Origin of the sequence: Rhizobium sp. ZW T2_16, assembly GCF_044987325.1 — a bacterium.
GTDB lineage: Bacteria > Pseudomonadota > Alphaproteobacteria > Rhizobiales > Rhizobiaceae > Neorhizobium > Neorhizobium cellulosilyticum.
The window spans coordinates 272638-293089 of record NZ_JBJDRG010000001.1; the positions used below are offsets into that span (position 1 = coordinate 272638).

The window sequence follows — 20452 nt, forward strand, 5'->3', positions numbered from 1 at the left end:
AAACGCAATTCCTGCTGGTGAGACTTGACCCCCACAGCATTTGCGAATGAGATAGGCTGGCTCGCCGCTGGAGGGTTGGCGAGCAACCGGCCGTATTCGAACAACGATCAAGGGGAGCGGCCCGGTGACGTCAGAAAATAAAACACAAACAAAGGTTGGGAAAATGAAAAAGACAATTCTGTCAGCCGCGATTGGCGCTGCAGCCCTGGGCTTGGCCTCGGCAGCATCGGCAGCCACGCTTGATGACGTTAAGGCAAAGGGTGTCGTCACCTGCGGCGTCAGCGCTGGCATTCCGGGTTTCTCGAATCCAGACGACAAGGGCGAGTGGACCGGTATCGACGTCGATTACTGCCGCGGTATCGCTGCCGCCGTGTTCGGCGACCCGACGAAGGCTAAGTTCGTTGCCCTGTCGAGCAAGGACCGTTTCCCGGCGCTGCAGTCCGGCGAAGTCGACGTCCTTACGCGCAACACCACCTGGACGATCAGCCGCGACACATCGCTCGGCTTCAACTTCCGTACCGTCAACTACTACGACGGCCAGGGCTTCATCGTGAAGAAGAGCCTCAACGTGAAGTCGGCACTTGAGCTTTCCGGCGCTGCTGTCTGCGTCCAGACCGGCACGACCACCGAGCTCAACCTCGCCGACTACTTCAAGTCCAACAACCTTCAGTACAATCCGGTCGTCTTCGAAAAGGAAGCCGACGCTACGACTGCTTACGACTCCGGTCGTTGCGACGTCTACACGACCGACCAGTCCGGCCTCTATGCAATCCGCCTGAAGATGAAGAACCCGGACGAGAACATGGTTCTGCCGGAAGTCATCTCCAAGGAGCCGCTTGGCCCGGCCGTTCGCCAGGGTGACGACAAGTGGTTCGACATCGTGTCGTGGGTTCACTACGCCATGGTCAACGCCGAAGAACTCGGCATCACATCGAAGAATGTCGATGAGCTGAAGACCAGCGGCGGACCGGACGTGAAGCGCATGCTCGGCAGCGAAGAAGGCTCCAAGATCGGTACCGATCTCGGCCTTACGAACGATTGGGCTTACAACATTGTCAAGCTGGTCGGTAATTATGGAGAAGTCTTCGACCGCACCGTCGGCCCGAACACTCCGCTCAAGATCGAGCGTGGCCTGAACGCTCTGTGGACCAAGGGCGGTCTGCAATACGCCCCGCCGATCCGTTAATCGGACCGACAGTGGACATGGGCATGGAGGTGGAGAAATCCGCCTCCATGCATCTAAAATTCCCGCAAGGGCAAAAAGTCTCCAAAAAGGAGATAAATAAACTAAGGGGATTCGTTTATGGCCGGCATGGCCCTCAATTCCGAAACGTCTGACACCAAAAAGCGGGCCTCGTCCCTGATAAACGACCCGAAAGTGCGCGGGATATTCTATCAGGTCCTGACATTGGCGCTTCTCGTCCTCTTCGTGTGGACCGTCACCCAAAACACGATCCACAATCTGCAGAAGGCAAACATTGCCTCCGGTTTCGGATTTCTTCAGGGCCGCGCCGGTTTCGACATCGGCCAGTCGCTGATCGCCTATACAAGTGACTCCACCTATGGCCGCGCGCTGCTCGTCGGCATTCTGAACACCTTGCAGGTAGCCGTTCTTGGCATCATTACGGCTTCTATCATCGGCTTTATCGTCGGCATCGCCCGCCTTTCGCAGAACTGGCTCATTGCCAAGCTCGCGCAGGTCTATGTGGAGTTTTTCCGCAACATCCCGCCGCTGCTCGTTATCCTGTTCTGGTACAAGGGCGTCATCGCCGTACTTCCGCAAGCGCGCGAATCTCTGAATCTGCCCTTCCAGAGCTATCTCAACAATCGCGGCCTGTTTGTGCCAAAACCGATATTCGGAGATGGTGCCTGGGCAATCGCCGTAGCGTTTCTGATCGGTATCATCGCTACGGTGTTCGTAGCGCGTTGGGCAAAGAAGCGACAAATGCTCACCGGAAAGCCGTTTCATACCGTTTGGACGGGTTTGGCGCTAATCATCGGCTTGCCGATCCTGACTTTCCTGGCACTCGGCGCACCGATCACCTTCGACTTCCCCGTTGCAGGTCGCTTCAACCTGACAGGTGGTTCGGTTCTGGGACCGGAATTCATCTCGCTCTACCTGGCGCTCTCCTTCTACACGGCTTCCTTCATTGCCGAGATCGTCCGCTCGGGCATCAAGGCTGTGCCGAAGGGCCAGACCGAAGCTGCAAACGCGCTTGGGCTACGCTCGAATGCTATTACGCGACTGATCGTCCTCCCGCAGGCGCTCAGGATCATCATCCCACCACTGACAAGCCAATATCTGAACCTCACCAAGAACTCGTCTTTGGCGGTCGCGTGCGGGTTTGCAGACATTTATGCAATCGGCGGAACGATGTTGAACCAGACCGGCCAGGCAGTTGAGATCGTTGCTCTTTTCCTTGTCGTCTATCTGTCCATCTCGATCACAACGGCGATATTCATGAACTGGTTCAATGCCAAAATGGCCTTGGTGGAGAGATAATCATGGCCACGACCTCTTCAACTTTCGTGCGCCAGGACATGCTGGCGCAGCAACCGGCGCCGCTCGGTGTCAGCGGCCCGTCACACTGGTTCAGAACCAAGTTGTTCGCAACGCCGAAGGATACGGTTCTGACCATCCTGGCGCTTGCGCTGCTAGTCTATGTCATCCCAGGCATGATCAATTGGCTGTTTATCGATGCCGTCTGGACCGGTTCGGACCGCACGGCCTGTGCGACCGTCATCCAGGGCGGCATTCTTCCAGACGGTCAATCCGGCGCATGCTGGGCTTTTGTCGAAGCAAAATTCCAGCAGTTCATGTTCGGCCGGTACCCGGCTGATGAACGCTGGCGGCCGATCCTCGTCGCGGTCCTTTTTGTGATCCTGCTCATTCCGATGCTCATTCCGAAGGCCCCCCATAAGGGATGGAATGCGCTGGCGCTCTTCATCATCCTGCCGTTCATCTCGTTCTTCCTGCTGATTGGCGGCTTCGGCCTTCCGCATGTCGAGACCCAGCTCTGGGGCGGATTGATGGTAACGCTGATCCTCTCTTTCTTCGGGATCACCGTATCTCTGCCGCTTGGCATTATCCTGGCGCTCGGACGGCGTTCGCAAATGCCTGTAATCAAGACGCTCTGCGTCGTCTTCATCGAGATAATCCGCGGCATTCCACTCGTCACGGTTCTATTCATGGCAAGCGTCATGCTGCCGCTTTTCCTGCCGGATGGATGGACGTTCGACAAACTGCTTCGCGCGCTGATCGGCGTTTCGATCTTCGCCTCCGCCTATATGGCGGAAGTCATTCGAGGCGGTTTGCAGGCGATTCCGAAGGGACAGTTTGAAGGGGCGGACTCGCTGGGATTGACCTATTGGCAAAAGACGCGGCTGATCATTCTGCCGCAGGCAATCAAGTTGGTCATCCCAAGCATCGTCAACACTTTCATTGGCCTGTTCAAGGATACGTCACTCGTCTCGATTATCGGCATGTTCGACCTTCTGGGGATCGTTACGCTCAACCAGTCGGATGCCAACTGGTCGACGCCGGTCACGCCGGTCACCGGTTACATTTTTGCCGGTTTCATATTCTGGCTTTTCTGCTTCGGCATGTCGCGATACTCCGCCTTTATGGAGCGACACCTCGACACCAGCCACAGGCACTAGCCGCAACAAGAGTTAAAGGGGAAAACAATGGCTGAAGCCCTAACGAAAAAACTGACCGTTTCCTCGACCGAGGTTGCAGTCGAAATCATCGGCATGAACAAGTGGTATGGTGATTTCCACGTGCTGCGCGACATCAATCTGAAGGTGATGAAGGGCGAGCGCATCGTCATTGCCGGGCCTTCGGGCTCCGGCAAGTCGACGATGATCCGTTGCATCAACCGGCTGGAAGAACATCAGTCGGGCAATATCCTCGTCGACAATATCGAGCTTACCAACGATCTGAAGAAGATCGACGAGGTGCGCCGCGAGGTCGGCATGGTGTTCCAGCACTTCAACCTCTTCCCGCACCTGACCATCCTGGAAAACTGCACGCTGGCTCCGATCTGGGTTCGCAAGATGCCGAAGAAGGAAGCCGAAGAGATCGCGATGCACTATCTGAAGCGCGTCAAGATCCCGGAACAGGCCAACAAATATCCGGGCCAGCTCTCCGGCGGCCAGCAGCAGCGCGTGGCGATCGCCCGCTCGCTCTGCATGAAGCCGAAGATCATGCTGTTCGACGAACCGACCTCGGCGCTCGACCCGGAAATGGTCAAGGAAGTGCTCGACACCATGGTCTCGCTTGCCGAAGAAGGCATGACCATGCTGTGCGTGACCCATGAGATGGGTTTTGCCCGCCAGGTCGCAAACCGCGTCATCTTCATGGATCAGGGCCAGATCGTCGAGCAGAACTCGCCGGCCGAGTTCTTCGATAATCCGCAGCACGAGCGCACCAAACTCTTCCTCAGCCAGATCCTGCACTGAGGACAGCTAAATATCGAGATGAAAAAGGGCGCCTGAAGCGCCCTTTTTCATCTCACCATTTGTAGGAATAACTCGCGTTAACGCTCGATACCGTCGTTGCATCGGTGAAGTTTCGGTTCACGCTGCCGCTCAGCGTTATGTTCTCACCGAGAGGTTGCTCGATCCCGAAACTGGCAGCAACTGCCGAAAAATTCGCGGAACCATTGGCAACGGCTACGAAGGCGGTTCCGCTCTCACGCTGCCTCAACTTGATCGATTGGCTCGCGTCCAGTCCTGCCCAGTCTTTTTGCACACCGTCATAGCGAACCACATAGCTGGATTGACGCTCAAGATTGAAGGTTGGCGTAGCAATCTGCTTTTCATAATAGTTCATGCTGATCGCAGCGCTGCCTGCATTGCCATCCATATTGATCCCGATATCACGGCTCATCTGGTAAGCGGGGCGCTTCCTATCCTCGGTTTTTATCCTGCTCCAGAACTTGAGAGGTGTATTCACCACCTCACCAGTCTTCGACGAATCCACACCGACATTGAATCCGGCCTCTGTTTCGAGCCGCACGGGCAGCCGAAGTCCCAGCTTCACGGCGTAACTTGTGTCCGAGTTCTTGATCGGCTGCCATATCAATGGACGTTCATCCGCCCAACTTGAACTAGAGATGGAGGCTGCAAGCAAAACCGCACCCGCCAGGGCGAGAATATTTCTGTTCATATGTATCCCCACTCGAAGGCTCAAAGACAATGCAAAGGTCCGGGCCGCTCAGCGCGGCCCGCAAAAACCATTTCAGTGTATTGAAGGCGCCAAACGCGAAGCTCCTGCTCCCGGCACCAAAATTACCTTCCCCTGCGTGACGCAACGGAACCGATGAACTGGATAATAGCTGAGAATGCGACGCAGCGAAATTCCAAAAGTCCTTTCGCATATGCGAACAAGCGCGGGTAAAATTTCACCCCAACGGGAACAAGATCGGCCTTGAGTCGTTGCTGTCTGCCGATTTGAGGGAGACAGCGATGAAGCTGACATTTGTGTCAACGTTACTGATTGCCTTGGCGCCAGCACTAACCGAAAGCGCCTCTGCCGCGTCGATAACCTATGGCAGCTTGGGAATTATCAAGGGATCGGATGTCGAAAATCGCTTCTTGAGCGCACGCGACGAATGCACGCTTGAAGCTTCAACGCCGCCGCGCGGACACCCATTTTTCGACAATTTCCTCAATCAGGCTGCGCTGAGAGCCTGCCTCTATCGCCAAGGCTTTTCGAGCAAGGGGGATTATGTCTATCCGGTTCCCCTATTCGGCAATCCCGTGCGTAGCCGATAAGCAGGGTGGTGCCGGTCAGCAAGCTCTACAAATCGGGTTCATCAGGAGTTCTTTACCCGCCTCCGGGTTACAACAAGCTGCATGTATCTGCGATATGGAGAAAGAAGAGAGTGGCGACCCCTGCAGGACTCGAACCTGCGACCTGCTGCTTAGAAGGCAGCTGCTCTATCCAGTTGAGCTAAGGGGCCTTTAAGGCGGCAGCTAAGTGCCGCAATAATCAATGCGTCCAGGGCTGCAGGCGATTGAACCGGAAATTGTCGGTATAGGATACCGCCTGCCTGTTTGCGTCTTTCGGGTGGATGACCCGGTATTCGATGCCCTCGCGCTGCGCATAGGCTTCAGCCAGTTCCTGCGTCTCGAAAGTCAGACGGAGCTGCTGCTTCATGTCGCCGGATGACGTATAACCCAGGATCGGATCGATGCTGCGCGGCGTTTCAGGATCGAATTCCAGAACCCATAGACGGGTCTTGGCCTTGCCAGACTGCATTGCAGTTTTTGCAGGACGATAAATCTTCGCAGCCATGAGTTCACCAACCCCATAAATTCGTCCGCGATCCAGGCATCCTATCTGCCTGAGAACGCCGCCAACCGATTCAACGATATCGCAGCATTGCGGTACCAACGCTTTTGCCGTGTCCCCCGTTCATTGTCAACGACCTCCATGGCCATTGAAACAGCGGAGGCTAGGGCCAAGCCCCGACTTCTATCTTACAATCGTCAGCGTCTCGGCGGCCCGGGTGATCGCCGTGTAAAGCCAGCGCTCACGCGTATCGCGAAACGCGAAGCTCTCGTCGAACAACACGACATTGTTCCATTGCGAACCCTGCGCCTTATGGCACGTCAGCGCATAACCGTAATCGAACTCGTCGTAACGCTTGCGCATAGACCACGGAATTTCTTCCTCGCTTTCGAAGGCGGCCTTGAGAAGCTTGATTTTCGCGGCACCGCGATCCATGTCGTCGTCTTCCGGGCGGATCATCAGGTTGATGCCCGGCTTCACCGTTTCTCGTGAGGCGCTCATCACCTGCCAGAGCGAACCGTTGAGCAGGCCCTTTACCTGATCGTTCCGCAGGCAGACCAGCTTGTCGCCGGATTGCGGATAATCGGCCGTAAAGCCCTTCAGCTCGCGCAGGCGCTGGTTATAGCGCTTGCGGGTGCGGTTGGTGCCGACAAGAACCTGGTCGGCACCGAGCACCAGATCCTGAGTCACCTCGTCGCGTGAAATGACCTGCGCCTTTCCATAATCCCCATACATGATCTCCTTGCCCTCGCGCACCTGCATGGCGAGCTGGATGATAGGGTTGTCTTGCGCCTGGCGATGGATTTCGGTCAGGAGATAATCCGGTTCCTGCTCGGTAAAGAAACCGCCGCCTGAAACGGGCGGCAGCTGACCGGGATCGCCGAGAACCAGGATTGGCGTACCAAAGCTCATCAAATCTTTGCCAAGCGCCTCGTCGACCATAGAGCATTCGTCGATGACTATGAGGGCTGCCTTGGCGACGGGGCTCTGGCGATTGATGGCGAACATCGGCGCGATCGAGGTCTTGCCTGTCTCTTCGTCTTCGACCGCCTCCTCGCCGCGCGGGCGGTAGATCAGCGAGTGGATGGTCTTGGCATTGCGGGCGCCTCTGGAGCGCAACACCTGCGCCGCCTTGCCGGTAAAGGCGGCGAAAAGAACCTCGCCATCCACATGTTCGGCGAAATGTTTGGCAAGCGTCGTCTTGCCGGTGCCGGCATAACCGAACAGCCGGAAAACCTGACTGCGCCCATCCTTCAGCCAGCGCGAAACGGCCTTGAGGGCCTCATCCTGTTGCGGTGCAAATTGCATGCCGGGACTTGGCAGGATTCTCGGAGAAAGCGCAACATAAAAGAACGAAAGATGAATCAAAGCCGAGGATAACGGCGCCTGCTGCGCTTATCGGCCGCCTGTCTGTCGAAAATGAAAAAAACTTCGGCTCGTCGGGAATAAGTTCGCGCATGCCGGTGTCATGACATCGGTGGCCGGGAGAGAGCCACCTCAAATCAGGAGACGCCCGATGAAAAAGCTCATCCTCGCTACTACCGCATTCGCCGCGCTCGCCACCGCAGCCCTAGCCGCCAGCCCGTTTACGACGGTCAAGACCGACAAGGGAAACGTGCTTGCCGGCGAAAAAGGCATGACGGTCTACACTTTCAAGAACGACAAGGCTGGCACATCGAACTGCTACGACAAATGCGCCCAGAACTGGCCGCCGGTCATGGCCGCTTCCGATGCCAAGCCTGATGGTGCATACTCGCTCGTCACCCGCAAGGACGGGGCAAAACAATGGGCCAAGGACGGCATGCCGCTCTATTACTGGGTGAAGGACACCAAGCAGGGCGACACGACCGGTGATGGCATGAACGGTGTCTGGGATGTCGCCAAGCCCTGATCTTCCCAACTCGGAAAGGGCGACCGGAGGCGAGACCGAAGACCTCGCACCGGTTGCCTTTGAAGCAAGAATCCTCGCTCTCCTGCCGCAGCTCAGGCGCTATTCACGCAGCCTGACGCGATCGGACACGGAGAGTGAGGATTTGCTGCAGGACTGTGTCGAAAAGGCCCTCGTCAGCCGCAGCCAGTGGCGCGGCACAAATTTCAAGGCATGGGCCTACCGGATCATGACTAATCTTCATCTCAACGCGCACCGATTTCGCATACGTCACCCATCGGCGACAACCGATGGCAGCGAGATCGAGGATCTCGTCATGACATCCGCAGATCCGCTCGAAAGCCGAAAGCTCATGCAGTCACTGGCGAGCCTTCCGGCTGAATTTCGGGTCGTTCTGACATTGGTTGTCGTCGAGGGGTATACCTATCAGGAGGTAGCCGACATGCTGGACATTCCCATCGGGACGGTCATGTCGCGGCTATCGCGCGCACGCCATGCCCTCAGGGAAAAGATGCGCGAAGCCAAGATCATTCCACTGCGGAGACCCCGATGACAGAGCGCCGCTCCATCTCCGAGGAACAGCTGCACGCCTATGTCGATGATCTCCTCGACGAAGCGGATCGCCGGCGCGTGGAAGAATTTCTCAGTGAAAATCCCGAGGCGGCAGAAATGATCGCCGACTGGCAGTCGCAAAACGACGGCCTCCGCTCAGCCTTTGCCGGTTACCGGAAATCGTCAGCCGCAGACCTTCAACTGGTTACCATGAGCGGCAACCGGACGAGGAGCCTGCGTGCAAGCCGCCTGTCGCTCGTCGCAGCCTCGGTTGCGATCTTCGCGCTTGGCGCGCTGGGCGGGCATTACGCCCCTGCCCTGTTTGAGAAATCCGAACTCGCGCAGGCCTATGCCGATGCGCTTCCGCAGGAGGCCCACAACGCCTTCCTCGTCTATGCAAGCGAAGTCCGCCACCCGGTCGAGGTTTTTGCCGATCAGGAAGCACATCTTGCCACATGGCTCGGCAAACGGCTGTCGATCCCCGACCTCAAGGTGCCCAACCTGCAATCGCTTGGCTTTCGCCTTGTCGGAGGAAGATTGCTGCCAGTCGTTGGTACGGCGGGCGCCATGTTCATGTATGAGGATGCAGGCGGTCAGCGCCTGACCGTGATCGTCGGGCGCAATCCGCAAAACCAGACTACAAGCTTCCGCTTTGCCTCTGCCGGCGATATCGAGACGTTCTACTGGATCGACGGTGACCTGGGTTATGCCGTCACCGGCGAAATCTCGCGCGCAACGCTGCAGAAAGTCGCGGAGGAATGTTATCGCCAGTTTCCATCCTGACCGACGCTTGGCATCGGAAAAGAAAGTCTTAGGTTAGCCCTTTAAAGGCCGAACCGAGGTTTTGCATCATGCACGATATTGCCGCCGCCACTCTTCCCTCAGGAACGCTTTTGCCCTCGCTCGGACTCGGAACATGGAAGTTGGGCGAGAATGCCCGGACCGCCAGTCAGGAGGTCGAGAGCCTGAAACGCGGCCTCAATCTCGGCATGACGCTGATCGATACGGCTGAAATGTATGGCGAAGGCGGAGCCGAACTTATTACAGGAAAGGCAATCGAGGGGCGGCGTGACGAGGTCTTCCTCGTCAGCAAGGTCTATCCCTTCAATGCCAGCCGCCAGGGCGTCATAGACGCCTGTGAGAGAAGCCTTCAAAGGTTGAAAACCGATCAGCTGGACCTCTATCTTCTTCATTGGCGTGGCGAGCATGATCTTGAGGAAACCGTGGCCGGTTTTGAGGAGCTGCGCAGAGCAGGCAAGATCCGCGAATGGGGCGTCTCGAATTTCGATGTCGAGGACATGGAAGACCTGATGGAGGTGGAAGACGGAGAAAACTGCGCCGCCAATCAGGTCCTCTACAATCTCTCCCGCCGGGGTATCGAACACGACCTCCTGCCCTGGTGTCAGGAACGCGGCATTCCTATCATGGCCTATTCGCCCATCGAACAGGGCCGGATATTGCGCAACACTGAATTGATCCGCATCGCCAAGGCCTATCAGGCAACACCAGCCCAACTGGCGCTGGCCTTTGTCATGCGAGCGCGAAACACGATCGCCATCCCGAAATCCAGCGATCCTCACCGCGTTGAGGAAAATGCTGGCGCGGCAGGGCTGGAGATCAGCAGGGAGGATTGGGCGGCACTCGACACAGTCTTCCCGCCGCCGTTCAGGAAACAGCCGCTGGAAATGCTGTGAGCTAAAGGTGCGCCCGCCCGGCAACGATCGCATCGATCGCTTTAAACACATTCGACGCCCGCCGGGTCTCGGAATCTCGATAGATCGGATAATCGATGAAGGCAGCAGCGGTAAGCTGGTCGATGCTGCGCGTTACGCCTCGGCGCTTCGAGACGATCGCTCGGGCATGCTCGCTCATGTGGTCATCGGTCAGGCCCCAACTGCTATAGAAGGGCGCGGCGTAACAGCGTACCGGCACACCGCGCAAAAGGGCGTCGAAACCGAACTGGCTGGCAACCGTCCAGACCTCGTCGACCACCTTCAGGATCGACGCAGCCGAGACAGGTTCAGCCGACAGCGTGACCCCCGCCCTGCCTGCCGCCATCTCGGTAAGATAGCCCTTCCTGTAGCCGGCAATAACGTCCGGATGAGTACGAACGATACACTGGGCACCACTCGCCAGCGCATCGTCGAGCATGGCGACGAAGGATGCCGATGAGCCGAGCGAAAGCGGAACGGAGACGTCTCCCTTTACTTGGTCGATCAGAAGAATTCTGCGTTTGCCGCTTGGCTCGAACTTCGGTTCCTGATGCGGAAGATGGTTGTATTTGGAAAGGCCATGCCGAACGATCGCGTCGCGCACGTCCCTCGCCTCCTGCCCGCCATCGTCTGACATTTCAGCGATAATTCGCTCCAGGCGCGACGCCTTCGACGCATCCGTTGACAAGGCCAGATCGTCCGCGACGATAGAAAATGGCAAAACGCCGGATTTTCCGAGTTGAACGGAACGGAGAAATCCATCCTCAAGCCGCCAATGCGGCAGATTGCGCGCCGCTGCTATCGTCTCCGTCATCTTCGCGACGATGCGGCCACCCCAGGCGATGGTTCCGCCAATGCCAGGAGCAAGGCAGGTCCGGACCTCAGGCAATCCGAGATAATCCTTCACCCACGGCATGTCTTTGCGAAGCCACCGCATGGCTCCGAGCGACGTTCCGACCGGGGGGAGCCAGGGCTTTCCCCCGATCCTGCCGGGATCATCATATTTCAAGGCAACGACCGTCCACGTTTGAGGCGAATTGTTATCGCCTACTCCGGACGGTCGGCTTTGTCCAATCGCGTTACATGCCCTGTGGGCCGCGATTCATCGCCGCGATGCCCGTGCGGCAGACTTCAATCAGTCCGAGCGGCTTCACCACCGCCACGAACTGGTCGATCTTCGAGGATTTTCCGGTGATCTCGAAAATGAAGTGACCGACCGTCGCATCCACAACCTTCGCCTGGAAGGCATCGGCAAGGCGCAAAACTTCGGCCCGGCTTTCACCGGTTCCGGCCACCTTGATCAGCGCCACTTCGCGCTCGATCGGGCGTTCCTGACCAAGCTGGCCCGCACGCACTGTCAGGTCGACGACCCGATGCACCGGAACGATCCGCTCAAGCTGCGCCTTGATCTGCTCAAGAACGGTCGGCGTACCGTTGGTCACGATCGTAATTCGCGATAGGTGGGATTCGTGTTCAGTCTCCGAGACGGTGAGACTTTCGATATTGTAGCCACGGCCGGAGAAAAGGCCGATGACGCGGGCAAGCACGCCCGGTTCGTTGGTGACAAGAACCGATAGCGTATGGCTCTCGACCTTGGCGGTTTCCGGGCTGATGAAATAGGCAGAACCGGTCGGCTGCTGATGTGCGTTCATGATCTGGGTCCGTTCCTTAAAATCTTGTCAGGAATGCCAACTCGTATCAAACGAGCTGGCGGCCCTTTGCATCGATGGCCGTCGCAACAGCTTCGTCCGAAGCCTCATCCGGCAACAGCATCTCGTTATGTGCCTTGCCAGATGGGATCATCGGGAAGCAGTTGGCGAGATTGGCAACCCGGCAATCAAAGATAACCGGCGCCTTTACCGCGATCATCTCGGCAATCTTGCCATCCAGTTCCTTGGGATCGTCGCAATACATGCCGACAGCGCCATAGGCTTCCGCCAGCTTGACGAAATCGGGCATGGCTTCGGTGTAGGAATTCGACAGGCGGTTGCCGTGCAGCAGCTGCTGCCACTGGCGCACCATGCCCATATACTGGTTGTTCAGAATGAAGATCTTCACCGGCAGGTTATGCTGGATGGCGCAGGACATTTCCTGGATGCACATCTGGATAGACGCGTCACCGGCAATATCGATAACAAGCGCATCCGGATGTGCAACCTGAACGCCGAGCGCTGCCGGCAGGCCGTATCCCATCGTGCCGAGACCGCCTGATGTCATCCAGTGATTTGGCTCCTCGAAGCCGAAGAACTGGGCTGCCCACATCTGGTGCTGGCCGACTTCGGTGGTGATGAAGGTCTCCCGGCCCTTTGTCGCTTCAGCAAGACGCTCCAGCGCATATTGCGGCATGATGACGTCGTTGGAGTTCTTGTAGGAGAACGACTTGCGTGCGCGCCAGGTCTCGATTGAAGAGCGCCATTCGGCAGCCTGGGCCTTTTCCGGCTTCTTCGGCAGCGCCCGCCATAGGCGGACCATGTCTTCCAGAACATGACCGACATCGCCGATGATCGGAATATCGACCCGAACGTTCTTGTTGATCGACGACGGATCGATATCGACATGGACCTTGCGCGAATTCGGCGAAAACGCGTTCAGGCGGCCGGTGATACGGTCGTCGAAACGGGCGCCGATACAGACCATGACGTCACAGTCATGCATCGCCATGTTGGCTTCGTAGGAACCGTGCATGCCGAGCATGCCGAGCCAGTTCTTGCCCGAAGCCGGATAGGCGCCCAGGCCCATCAGCGTCGAGGTGATCGGGAAATCGGTCAATTCGACCAGTTCGCGCAGCAGCTTGGAGGCTTCCGGGCCGGCATTGATGACGCCGCCGCCGGTATAGAGGATCGGACGACGAGCTGTTGCCATCAGTTCGACTGCAGCCTGGATCGCCTTCAGATCACCATTGACCTTCGGCTTGTAGCTCTTGCTTGCCGACGCTTCCGAAGGCGGAACATAGGTGCCGGTGGCGAACTGTACGTCCTTTGGGATATCGACAACGACCGGGCCGGGGCGACCAGTCTGTGCGATACGGAACGCCTCATGGATGATGCCTGCCAGTTCGTTGACATCCTTCACCAGCCAGTTGTGCTTGGTGCAGGGGCGCGTGATGCCCACGGTATCGGCTTCCTGAAACGCATCCGAACCGATCAGCGTGGTCGGAACCTGGCCGGTCAGGCAGACCAGCGGGATCGAATCCATCAGCGCGTCCTGCAGCGGCGTGACCGCATTTGTTGCACCCGGACCGGAGGTCACCAGCATGACGCCAACCTTGCCGGTGGAGCGAGCGTAACCTTCGGCCGCATGGCCGGCGCCCTGTTCATGACGGACGAGAATATGCTGGATGTCATCCTGCTGGAAAATCTCGTCATAGATCGGAAGAACGGCGCCGCCTGGGTAACCGAAGAGATGTTCGACGCCATTGTCCTTCAAAGCGCGAAGCACGATTTCGGCGCCTGTCATCCGGTTGCCGTTATCCGCCGTGTCCGTCATGTCCTGTCCTCCTGATGTCTGGCCTTTTATCTGCAATGGCCTGGATTGCTGCTGGAGATTTGTTTCTGGTCCTTTGGATTGAGATGATCGACCGGAAACAAGGCATAAAAAAAGGCCCCTTAGGAGCCTGTCTTTCCGCGCATGGGTGGCTAACGCCGGACGGTTACACCGTCCTGCCCATGCGCGTTCCCACCACAATAAGTGCCTTCGAAATCTTCATGGCCGGGAGTGTTAGCCGCATAATACACATTCGTCAACGCGGCGATTAATCAAAAAGCCTCTCGGAGGCCCTGTTTTCAATCAACCTGATCATTTCGTTGGCAGAACCTACACCAGTTGTTAAGCGGCACGCCATAATTTGCATTTCCAGTACGCCGCCCGGACACTGCTTGAGTTTCCACCCCAATGACAGGGGCGCCTTTTGCTGAATGACGAATCCCATCGCTCTCCCACACCAGGAGAGCAAGATCGCCGGGATCCTATGAAGCCGGGAAACCGCTTCCTGGGAAGGGTTGTTTCTTGCAATGGAGCGCACGCAACCATCGCAGCCGTAGCAGAGGCTGGCGAAACCGAGCTCACCGAGCTTTGGTCTGTAGGGCGCCTCATTTCGATTACCGTTGGCAAGAACCGCGTCGTGGCATTGGCCTATTCGATGCAGACCGGCATACGCGAGTGGTCGGAAACCGATGACACCAAATTTCAGATCGAAGTCGAGCTTCTCGGCGAGGTTCGTGTTGGGCCGGATGGACGAGAGCAGTTTTCCAGAGGCATATCGCGATACCCCTATCTTGGAGCTATTGCCCACCGGATACGCTCGTCGGATCTCGTAAAGATCTACGACCCCGGCAAGAGCGAAACATGTGTCGTCGGCAAATTGACCCAGGACGAAAGCATCGATGCTGCGATCCATGTGCCGACGATGTTGTCGAAACATTTCGCTATCGTCGGCTCAACCGGCGTCGGCAAGTCGACTGCGGTTTCTCTGCTGTTACACAAGGCTATCGAGTCAGACCCGAAACTCAGGGTTCTTATCCTCGATCCGCACAACGAGTTCGCGGCAGCCTTTCCCGAACACGCGGTAACAATCGACACCGACACGCTGGATCTGCCTTTTTGGCTCATGCGGCTTGAAGAATTTGCCGAAGTGGTGTTTCGCGGACGCCCGGGGGTTCCCGAAGAACTGGATATGCTTCGCGACCTCATCCCGGAAGCCAAGCGAGCTTTCCGCGGCAGCGAATCCAGCCTGACCAAAAGATCCGCAGAGAAAAGCTCCGTTACGGCGGACACGCCGGTTCCCTACCGCATGGCCGATCTTCTCGCACTGATCGATGACCGCATCGGCCGCCTCGAAGGCCGCGCTGAAAAACCATTCCTCCGGTCGCTGAAAATGCGGATCGTTTCCGCCATCAACGATCCGCGCTATCATTTCATGTTCTCCAACAACACGATCCACGACACGATCATGGAGACGATCGCGCACATATTCCGCATTCCCGGCAACGACCGTCCGATCTCGACCTTCCAGCTCGCCGGCATACCGTCGGAAGTGGTCAACTCCGTCGCGTCGATCCTCTGCCGTATGGCCTTCGAGCTTGCCCTGTGGAGCAATGGCGCCATCCACATGCTGGTGGTCTGCGAAGAAGCACATCGCTACGTGCCGGCCGATCCCACTCTCGGTTTCATTCCGACCCGCCAGGCAATTGCGCGAATTGCCAAGGAAGGCCGCAAATACGGCGTCTCCCTCGGCGTGATCACCCAGCGTCCGGGCGAACTCGATCAGACCATTCTCTCACAGTGTTCGACGCTGTTTGCCATGCGGCTCTCCAACGACCGGGATCAGGAGATCATCAAGTCGGCCATTCCGAATTCATCGGTCTCTACCACGAGCTTTCTCTCCTCGATCGGCAATGGCGAGGCGATCGCATTTGGCGAAGCAATTGCCGTCCCGATGAGAATGAGGTTCACCCACGTCGATTCTCAGCACCTGCCCAAGGCTCACGGAATCGCTGACAAGAATCACGAGGAAACACCCGACACGGTCGACTTGCGTGCCATTGTCTCGCGTATGCGCTCTGTCAGCGGGCCTGATATCAGCACTTTCCAGCAAAGTTATCTCGCCGCCGAAGCGGCTGGCGCAATGCCTGCTGCTCCCTTCATCCCCGAAACCAACGTCGACTTCCCCCCGGCAAGTGATGCCGAACTTGATCGCTGGAAGCGGGAGATCGGGTCTCACAGCGCTGCAGAAACCAGATCCAGCCAGTCTACAGAACCCTATCGCCCGGACATGTTACCGAGGCCGGCAAGGGTCGAGCAAGCAACGCCACTGGATAACCGGAGCGGCGGGCGTGGCCGCACGCTGGCACCCTCGCCCGATCCGGTTGCACGACCCAATCCGTTCCTGAAACGGGAAGGTTCCTTCCGGGATAGCCTGCTGAAGAAGCCTTTGAGCAGTCTTTACGACAAGGACTGAACCGACGCGGGCAAACCTTCAATACGGCGCCAGTCTTCATCCATCTGATTGCGGAACCAAGTCATCTGCCGTTTTGCATATTGCCGTGTCAGGGCCGAACTGCGTTCGATCACGCCTGCTCTCGACATCTCGCCATTGAGCATTCCGGCGATCTCGCGCACTCCGATTGCTTTCATTGCAGGCAGTTCGTCAGACGGATTTTGCGCAAGAAGCGCTTTAACTTCATCGATCGCTCCTTGATCAAGCATCTTCTCGAAACGGCGATTGATGCGATCGTGAAGAACGGCACGATCCGGCAGTACGACAAATTTCTGTGCGCGGGCAGGATCGATAATCACCGGCCCTTGCTTGCCCTGAAACTCCACGATCGACCGCCCTGTGGTCTGCAGGACCTCAAGCGCTCTGACAATCCTCTGTCCATCCCGAACGTCCAGAGCATCGGCCACCGCCGCATCTTTCTGCGCCAGCTCCGAGTGAAGCGCCTCCGGCCCTTCATGCTTCAGCCTCAGCCGAACCTCGCAACGTATCTCCTGGGGAATTTCCGGCATGTCCGAAAGACCGCCGGTCAGCGCCTTGAAGTAGAGACCGGTGCCGCCGACGAAGATGGGCAGCTGACCGCGAGCGCGAATGTCTGGCAGAAGAGAGGCTACGTCGCGCAGCCATTCCCCTGTCGAATAAGCCTTTGTCGCAGCGACATGACCATAGAGATGATGAGTTATTCCCTCCATCTCCTCGTCCAATGGCCGTGCGGTCAGCATACGTAGCGTATCATAGACCTGCATGCTGTCGGTATTGATGACCACACCATTTTGCTTCTCGGCCAGCCGGACGGCCAGTGCCGACTTGCCGCTGGCCGTCGGCCCGGTTATCAGGATCGCGTCGATGTCTTGCACAAGGTTTTCCATATGGCTTTCGTTGCCACGCTCATTGCCCATCCGTCAAATCCGGTTCTCAACTCGGCTCTTGCAGAGCAGGCAGCCGGAGCCGTCAGGACTTCGGGTCTTTACTGGCTTGCGGACGGCATAGCCTGCGACATTGCCCTGCATGACGACGAAGACGTAACGACCGCGGAATCCAGGTTGCGCAAGCTGATAGCAGATGCACCGGTCGATGTCGTCGTCCAGCAAGCGGAAACACGACGCAAGCAGTTTCTGATCGCCGACATGGATTCCACCATGATCGGCCAGGAATGTATCGACGAACTCGCCGACGTCGTCGGCCTGAAAGACAAGGTAGCAACGATTACCGCCCGTGCCATGAACGGCGAAATCGCCTTCGAACCTGCCCTACGCGAGCGTGTCGCCCTGCTCAAGGGCCTTCCGATCACGGTGGTCGATGACGTAATTGCCAAACGCATCACACTGACATCCGGTGGCCGCGAGCTGATTGCGACGATGAAATCGAAGGGATATTACGCTGCCCTTGTGTCTGGCGGCTTCACGGTATTTACCAGCCGGATCGCGGCCACGCTCGGCTTCGACGAGAACCGCGCCAACGTCCTGATCGAAAAGGACGGCATTCTTACTGGCGAGGTTGCCGAACCCATCCTCGGCAAGCAGGCCAAGGTCGATGCACTGGAGGAGATTTCAGCCAGACTTGGCATCTCGCCCGATGACGTAATCGCGGTTGGCGATGGCGCTAACGACCTCGGCATGCTGAGCATTGCCGGTTCCGGCGTCGCACTCCACGCCAAGCCCACCGTCGCCGCACAGGCAAAGATGCGCATCCACCACGGCGACCTGACGGCCCTGCTCTATATCCAGGGTTATCGGAAAAGCGACTTCGTCACCGAATGAGCCGGCGGGTCGCCATCATCGAGACGCCCCGTCTGATCCTGGGCACCTGGATCAAAGCCGATCGCGACCTTTTCCGTGAAATCAACGCCGATCCTAAGGTCATGGAGTTTTTTCCGTTCCGGCGAAGCTACGAGGAAGCCGACGCGTTCCTGGACAAGCTCAACGGGATGATAACTGAAGATGGACGGGGGTTCTTTGCCGTCGTACTGAAGGAGACACAGGAACCGGTTGGTTTCTGTGGCCTGTCTCATCCCAATCTTCCAGGGATATTCTCAGATGATACAATCGAGATCGGTTGGCGTCTCGCGACACGGTTTTGGGGAAACGGTTACGTCACCGAAGCGGCAAGCGCGCTTTTGGATCAAACCTTCGCTCGCCGAAATGTAGATTGCGTCGTCTCCTTCGCGGTTGAGAAGAACCATCGCTCGACCAACGTGATGAAACGCCTTGGAATGCGCAGACGCCAGGAGATGGACTTCAGCCATCCGCGTATTCCCGATACATATCCCCACCTGAAACGGCATGTCGTTTACACCATTTCAAAAGACGAATGGCAGGCCCGAAGGCCTGCCTGATTTCGATCTCAATCGAGAGGGATCGCGACGAAACGCAGATTACCCGCCTTGTCCGCGATCATGATGTGAGCGTTTCTGCGTCCCTCCGCCTTCAGCGCATCCATCCGGCTGGTGACATCACTTGGCTGCTCGACGAAATCCTGCGCCACCTCGACAATGACCTCGCCCGGCTTCACGCCTTTATCGGCAGCAAGCGAGCCGGCGGCAACTTCAGTCACCACCACGCCCTCAACGCTTTCAGCGATATCGAAGCTCTTGCGGCGCTCTTCATCGAGCACGGCAATCGTCATGCCATAGGCTTTTACCGGCTCCTTGCTCTGCTCTGCGCCCTGATCGCTGCCGTCATTCGTTTCCGGCGCATCGTCGGCCTGGGGATCCTCGCCGTCAGCATCTGCAGATTGAACGCTGTCTTCCAGCCGACCCGGTGTTACCTTGACGGTCTGCTGCTTGCCATCGCGAAGGATGACGACATCAACCTCCTTGCCGACAGGGCTTTCAGCAACAATACGGGGCAGATCCCGCATCTCGTTGATCGGCTCGCCATCAAAGCTGACGATCACATCGCCGGCCTTGATCTCGCCGTTCTTGATCGGTCCATCATTGATGATGCCGGAAACCAGCGCACCTCTCGCCCGGTCGAGACCGAGACTCTCGGAGACTTCATCTGTCACCGGCTGAATACGCACACCGAGCCATCCGCGTCTTGTCTCGCCGAATTCGATAAGCTGACGCACCACATTCTCGGCGATCTCCGTCGGCACGGCGAAACCGATGCCGATCGAACCGCCCGAAGGCGAAATGATAGCCGTGTTGATCCCTATGACTTCGCCACGCATGTTGAACAGCGGACCACCGGAATTACCCTTGTTGATTGCCGCATCCGTCTGAATGAAGTTGTCATAAGGGCCTGCATTGATATTGCGGCCACGCGCCGAAATGATACCCAGCGTCACAGACCCGCCAAGCCCGAACGGGTTGCCGATCGCCATGACCCAATCGCCAATACGCATACGGTGCGAATTTCCAAAGGGAACCGCCTTCAGAGGCGTTTTGGGTTCGACCTTCAATACGGATAGGTCAGTCTTGGTGTCGGTTCCGATCAGGGTTGCCTTGAGCTTGGAGCCATTGGCAAAGACAACCTCGATATCGTCTGCGCCTTCGATGACGTGATTGTTCGTCACCACATATCCAGCGGGATCGATGACGAAGCCGGAACCAAGCGAAGAGACTTTCCGGTTGCCGCGCTGTCCGCCCTCACCATCAAAAAAATCGTCGAAGAACTCCTGAAACGGTGATCCCTCCTGGATTTGCGGCGGCTGAGGGCCGTTACCGGAGCTCTTTACACTCTGCGAGGTCGAAATATTGACCACAGCATCGAGCAAGCCTTCGGAAAGATCCGCAATCGATGCAGGTCCCCCCGGGGTCATGTTGGCCGGCGGCGAAGGTGGCGGATTGAAAGATGTCGACGGCGGCGCAGGCGCGGGCAGCATCGCGCCAGGCGCGCCCGGCCGCGACTGCGAAGGCGTCGAAGGTGCCTGGGCTGGAGCCGGAGCATCGGGCTGCGTCTGTGCCCAGCCGGGTATGGGCGCGACGGCGACGGCCAGAGCAATACCTCCCGCGGCAAAGCGCTTCCAGGACGATCGAACCTGCTGAGCCATCTGGCCTCCTCACATTG

Annotated in this window: 20 protein-coding genes and 1 tRNA gene; 12 read left to right on the forward strand and 9 right to left on the reverse strand. The window is 57.6% G+C overall.

Features of this window, described 5'->3' with window-relative positions; genetic code table 11:
* Positions 1–163 precede the first annotated feature (163 nt).
* The 4 genes from ACI3K0_RS01320 (at position 164) to ACI3K0_RS01335 (ending at position 4461) form a co-directional block, all read left to right on the forward strand.
* Complete coding sequence (locus tag ACI3K0_RS01320; protein ID WP_148148041.1) at positions 164–1186, forward strand: amino acid ABC transporter substrate-binding protein; 1023 nt, start codon at positions 164–166, stop codon at positions 1184–1186.
* 117 nt (positions 1187–1303) lie between these two features.
* A complete protein-coding gene (locus ACI3K0_RS01325) occupies positions 1304–2503 on the forward strand; it encodes an amino acid ABC transporter permease (RefSeq protein WP_183821515.1) in 1200 nt (399 codons plus the stop codon).
* Positions 2504–2541: 38 nt separating this feature from the next.
* On the forward strand, positions 2542–3660 hold the full coding sequence (locus ACI3K0_RS01330) for an amino acid ABC transporter permease (protein ID WP_394353629.1): 1119 nt from the start codon (positions 2542–2544) through the stop codon (positions 3658–3660).
* A 27-nt stretch (positions 3661–3687) separates the two neighbouring features.
* Positions 3688–4461 (forward strand): amino acid ABC transporter ATP-binding protein, encoded by a 774-nt coding sequence (locus ACI3K0_RS01335; RefSeq protein WP_183686040.1) that lies wholly within the window; start codon positions 3688–3690, stop codon positions 4459–4461.
* A gap of 52 nt (positions 4462–4513) precedes the next feature.
* Here the strand turns inward: ACI3K0_RS01335 and ACI3K0_RS01340 are convergent, their stop codons facing one another.
* Complete coding sequence (locus tag ACI3K0_RS01340) at positions 4514–5170, reverse strand: hypothetical protein (RefSeq protein WP_148147664.1); 657 nt, start codon at positions 5168–5170, stop codon at positions 4514–4516.
* A 299-nt stretch (positions 5171–5469) separates the two neighbouring features.
* Between ACI3K0_RS01340 and ACI3K0_RS01345 the strand changes: the two genes are divergently transcribed.
* Positions 5470–5778, forward strand: a complete 309-nt coding sequence (locus ACI3K0_RS01345) for a hypothetical protein (RefSeq protein WP_183821514.1) — start codon at positions 5470–5472, stop codon at positions 5776–5778.
* A gap of 111 nt (positions 5779–5889) precedes the next feature.
* On the opposite strand, the gene ACI3K0_RS01350 is transcribed toward ACI3K0_RS01345, so the two are convergent.
* The 3 genes from ACI3K0_RS01350 to ACI3K0_RS01360 all read right to left on the reverse strand — a co-directional run bounded on the left by ACI3K0_RS01350 (position 5890) and on the right by ACI3K0_RS01360 (position 7606).
* Positions 5890–5966, reverse strand: a tRNA-Arg gene (locus ACI3K0_RS01350).
* A 29-nt stretch (positions 5967–5995) separates the two neighbouring features.
* The gene (locus ACI3K0_RS01355; RefSeq protein WP_148147662.1) at positions 5996–6301 is read right to left on the reverse strand and encodes an ETC complex I subunit; all 306 of its coding nucleotides are present in this window, start codon (positions 6299–6301) and stop codon (positions 5996–5998) included.
* Positions 6302–6481: 180 nt separating this feature from the next.
* Positions 6482–7606 (reverse strand): ATP-dependent RecD-like DNA helicase, encoded by a 1125-nt coding sequence (locus ACI3K0_RS01360; RefSeq protein WP_148147661.1) that lies wholly within the window; start codon positions 7604–7606, stop codon positions 6482–6484.
* A gap of 208 nt (positions 7607–7814) precedes the next feature.
* On the opposite strand from ACI3K0_RS01360, the gene ACI3K0_RS01365 reads away from it, so the two are divergent.
* The 4 genes from ACI3K0_RS01365 (at position 7815) to ACI3K0_RS01380 (ending at position 10432) form a co-directional block, all read left to right on the forward strand.
* Positions 7815–8189, forward strand: coding sequence for a hypothetical protein (locus ACI3K0_RS01365; protein ID WP_404944815.1), 375 nt, complete (start codon positions 7815–7817; stop codon positions 8187–8189).
* On the forward strand, positions 8173–8739 hold the full coding sequence (locus tag ACI3K0_RS01370) for an RNA polymerase sigma factor (protein ID WP_404944816.1): 567 nt from the start codon (positions 8173–8175) through the stop codon (positions 8737–8739). Before ACI3K0_RS01365 ends, ACI3K0_RS01370 begins: the two co-directional genes overlap by 17 nt.
* On the forward strand, positions 8736–9521 hold the full coding sequence (locus tag ACI3K0_RS01375) for an anti-sigma factor (protein WP_183821511.1): 786 nt from the start codon (positions 8736–8738) through the stop codon (positions 9519–9521). Before ACI3K0_RS01370 ends, ACI3K0_RS01375 begins: the two co-directional genes overlap by 4 nt.
* A gap of 68 nt (positions 9522–9589) precedes the next feature.
* Complete coding sequence (locus ACI3K0_RS01380) at positions 9590–10432, forward strand: aldo/keto reductase (protein ID WP_404944817.1); 843 nt, start codon at positions 9590–9592, stop codon at positions 10430–10432.
* A gap of 1 nt (position 10433) precedes the next feature.
* Here the strand turns inward: ACI3K0_RS01380 and ACI3K0_RS01385 are convergent, their stop codons facing one another.
* The 3 genes from ACI3K0_RS01385 to ACI3K0_RS01395 form a co-directional block, all read right to left on the reverse strand.
* Positions 10434–11459: a capsular biosynthesis protein gene (locus ACI3K0_RS01385; RefSeq protein WP_404944818.1), complete on the reverse strand. Its 1026-nt coding sequence runs from the start codon at positions 11457–11459 to the stop codon at positions 10434–10436.
* Positions 11460–11529: 70 nt separating this feature from the next.
* Positions 11530–12102, reverse strand: a complete 573-nt coding sequence (gene ilvN, locus ACI3K0_RS01390) for an acetolactate synthase small subunit (protein WP_112503697.1) — start codon at positions 12100–12102, stop codon at positions 11530–11532.
* Between the two features lie 46 nt (positions 12103–12148).
* Positions 12149–13936, reverse strand: coding sequence for an acetolactate synthase 3 large subunit (locus ACI3K0_RS01395; RefSeq protein WP_148147655.1), 1788 nt, complete (start codon positions 13934–13936; stop codon positions 12149–12151).
* A gap of 421 nt (positions 13937–14357) precedes the next feature.
* Between ACI3K0_RS01395 and ACI3K0_RS01400 the strand changes: the two genes are divergently transcribed.
* Positions 14358–16406 (forward strand): ATP-binding protein, encoded by a 2049-nt coding sequence (locus ACI3K0_RS01400; protein ID WP_404944819.1) that lies wholly within the window; start codon positions 14358–14360, stop codon positions 16404–16406.
* Here ACI3K0_RS01400 and miaA read toward each other — a convergent pair.
* Entirely contained in the window at positions 16391–17311 is a 921-nt protein-coding gene (gene miaA, locus ACI3K0_RS01405; RefSeq protein ID WP_183821507.1) for a tRNA (adenosine(37)-N6)-dimethylallyltransferase MiaA, read from the reverse strand. The two genes, ACI3K0_RS01400 and miaA, sit on opposite strands and share 16 nt — an antisense overlap.
* On the opposite strand from miaA, the gene serB reads away from it, so the two are divergent.
* Both serB and ACI3K0_RS01415 read left to right on the forward strand, forming a co-directional pair.
* Entirely contained in the window at positions 17312–18202 is an 891-nt protein-coding gene (gene serB, locus ACI3K0_RS01410) for a phosphoserine phosphatase SerB (RefSeq protein ID WP_183821506.1), read from the forward strand.
* Positions 18199–18777 carry a GNAT family N-acetyltransferase gene (locus tag ACI3K0_RS01415; RefSeq protein ID WP_183821505.1) on the forward strand — a complete coding sequence of 193 codons (579 nt, stop codon included), beginning with the start codon at positions 18199–18201 and terminating at the stop codon, positions 18775–18777. The genes serB and ACI3K0_RS01415 overlap by 4 nt, the downstream gene beginning before the upstream one ends.
* 8 nt (positions 18778–18785) lie before the next feature.
* Here ACI3K0_RS01415 and ACI3K0_RS01420 read toward each other — a convergent pair whose 3' ends face one another.
* A complete protein-coding gene (locus ACI3K0_RS01420) occupies positions 18786–20435 on the reverse strand; it encodes a Do family serine endopeptidase (RefSeq protein ID WP_183821504.1) in 1650 nt (549 codons plus the stop codon).
* Between the last annotated feature and the right edge of the window lie 17 nt (positions 20436–20452).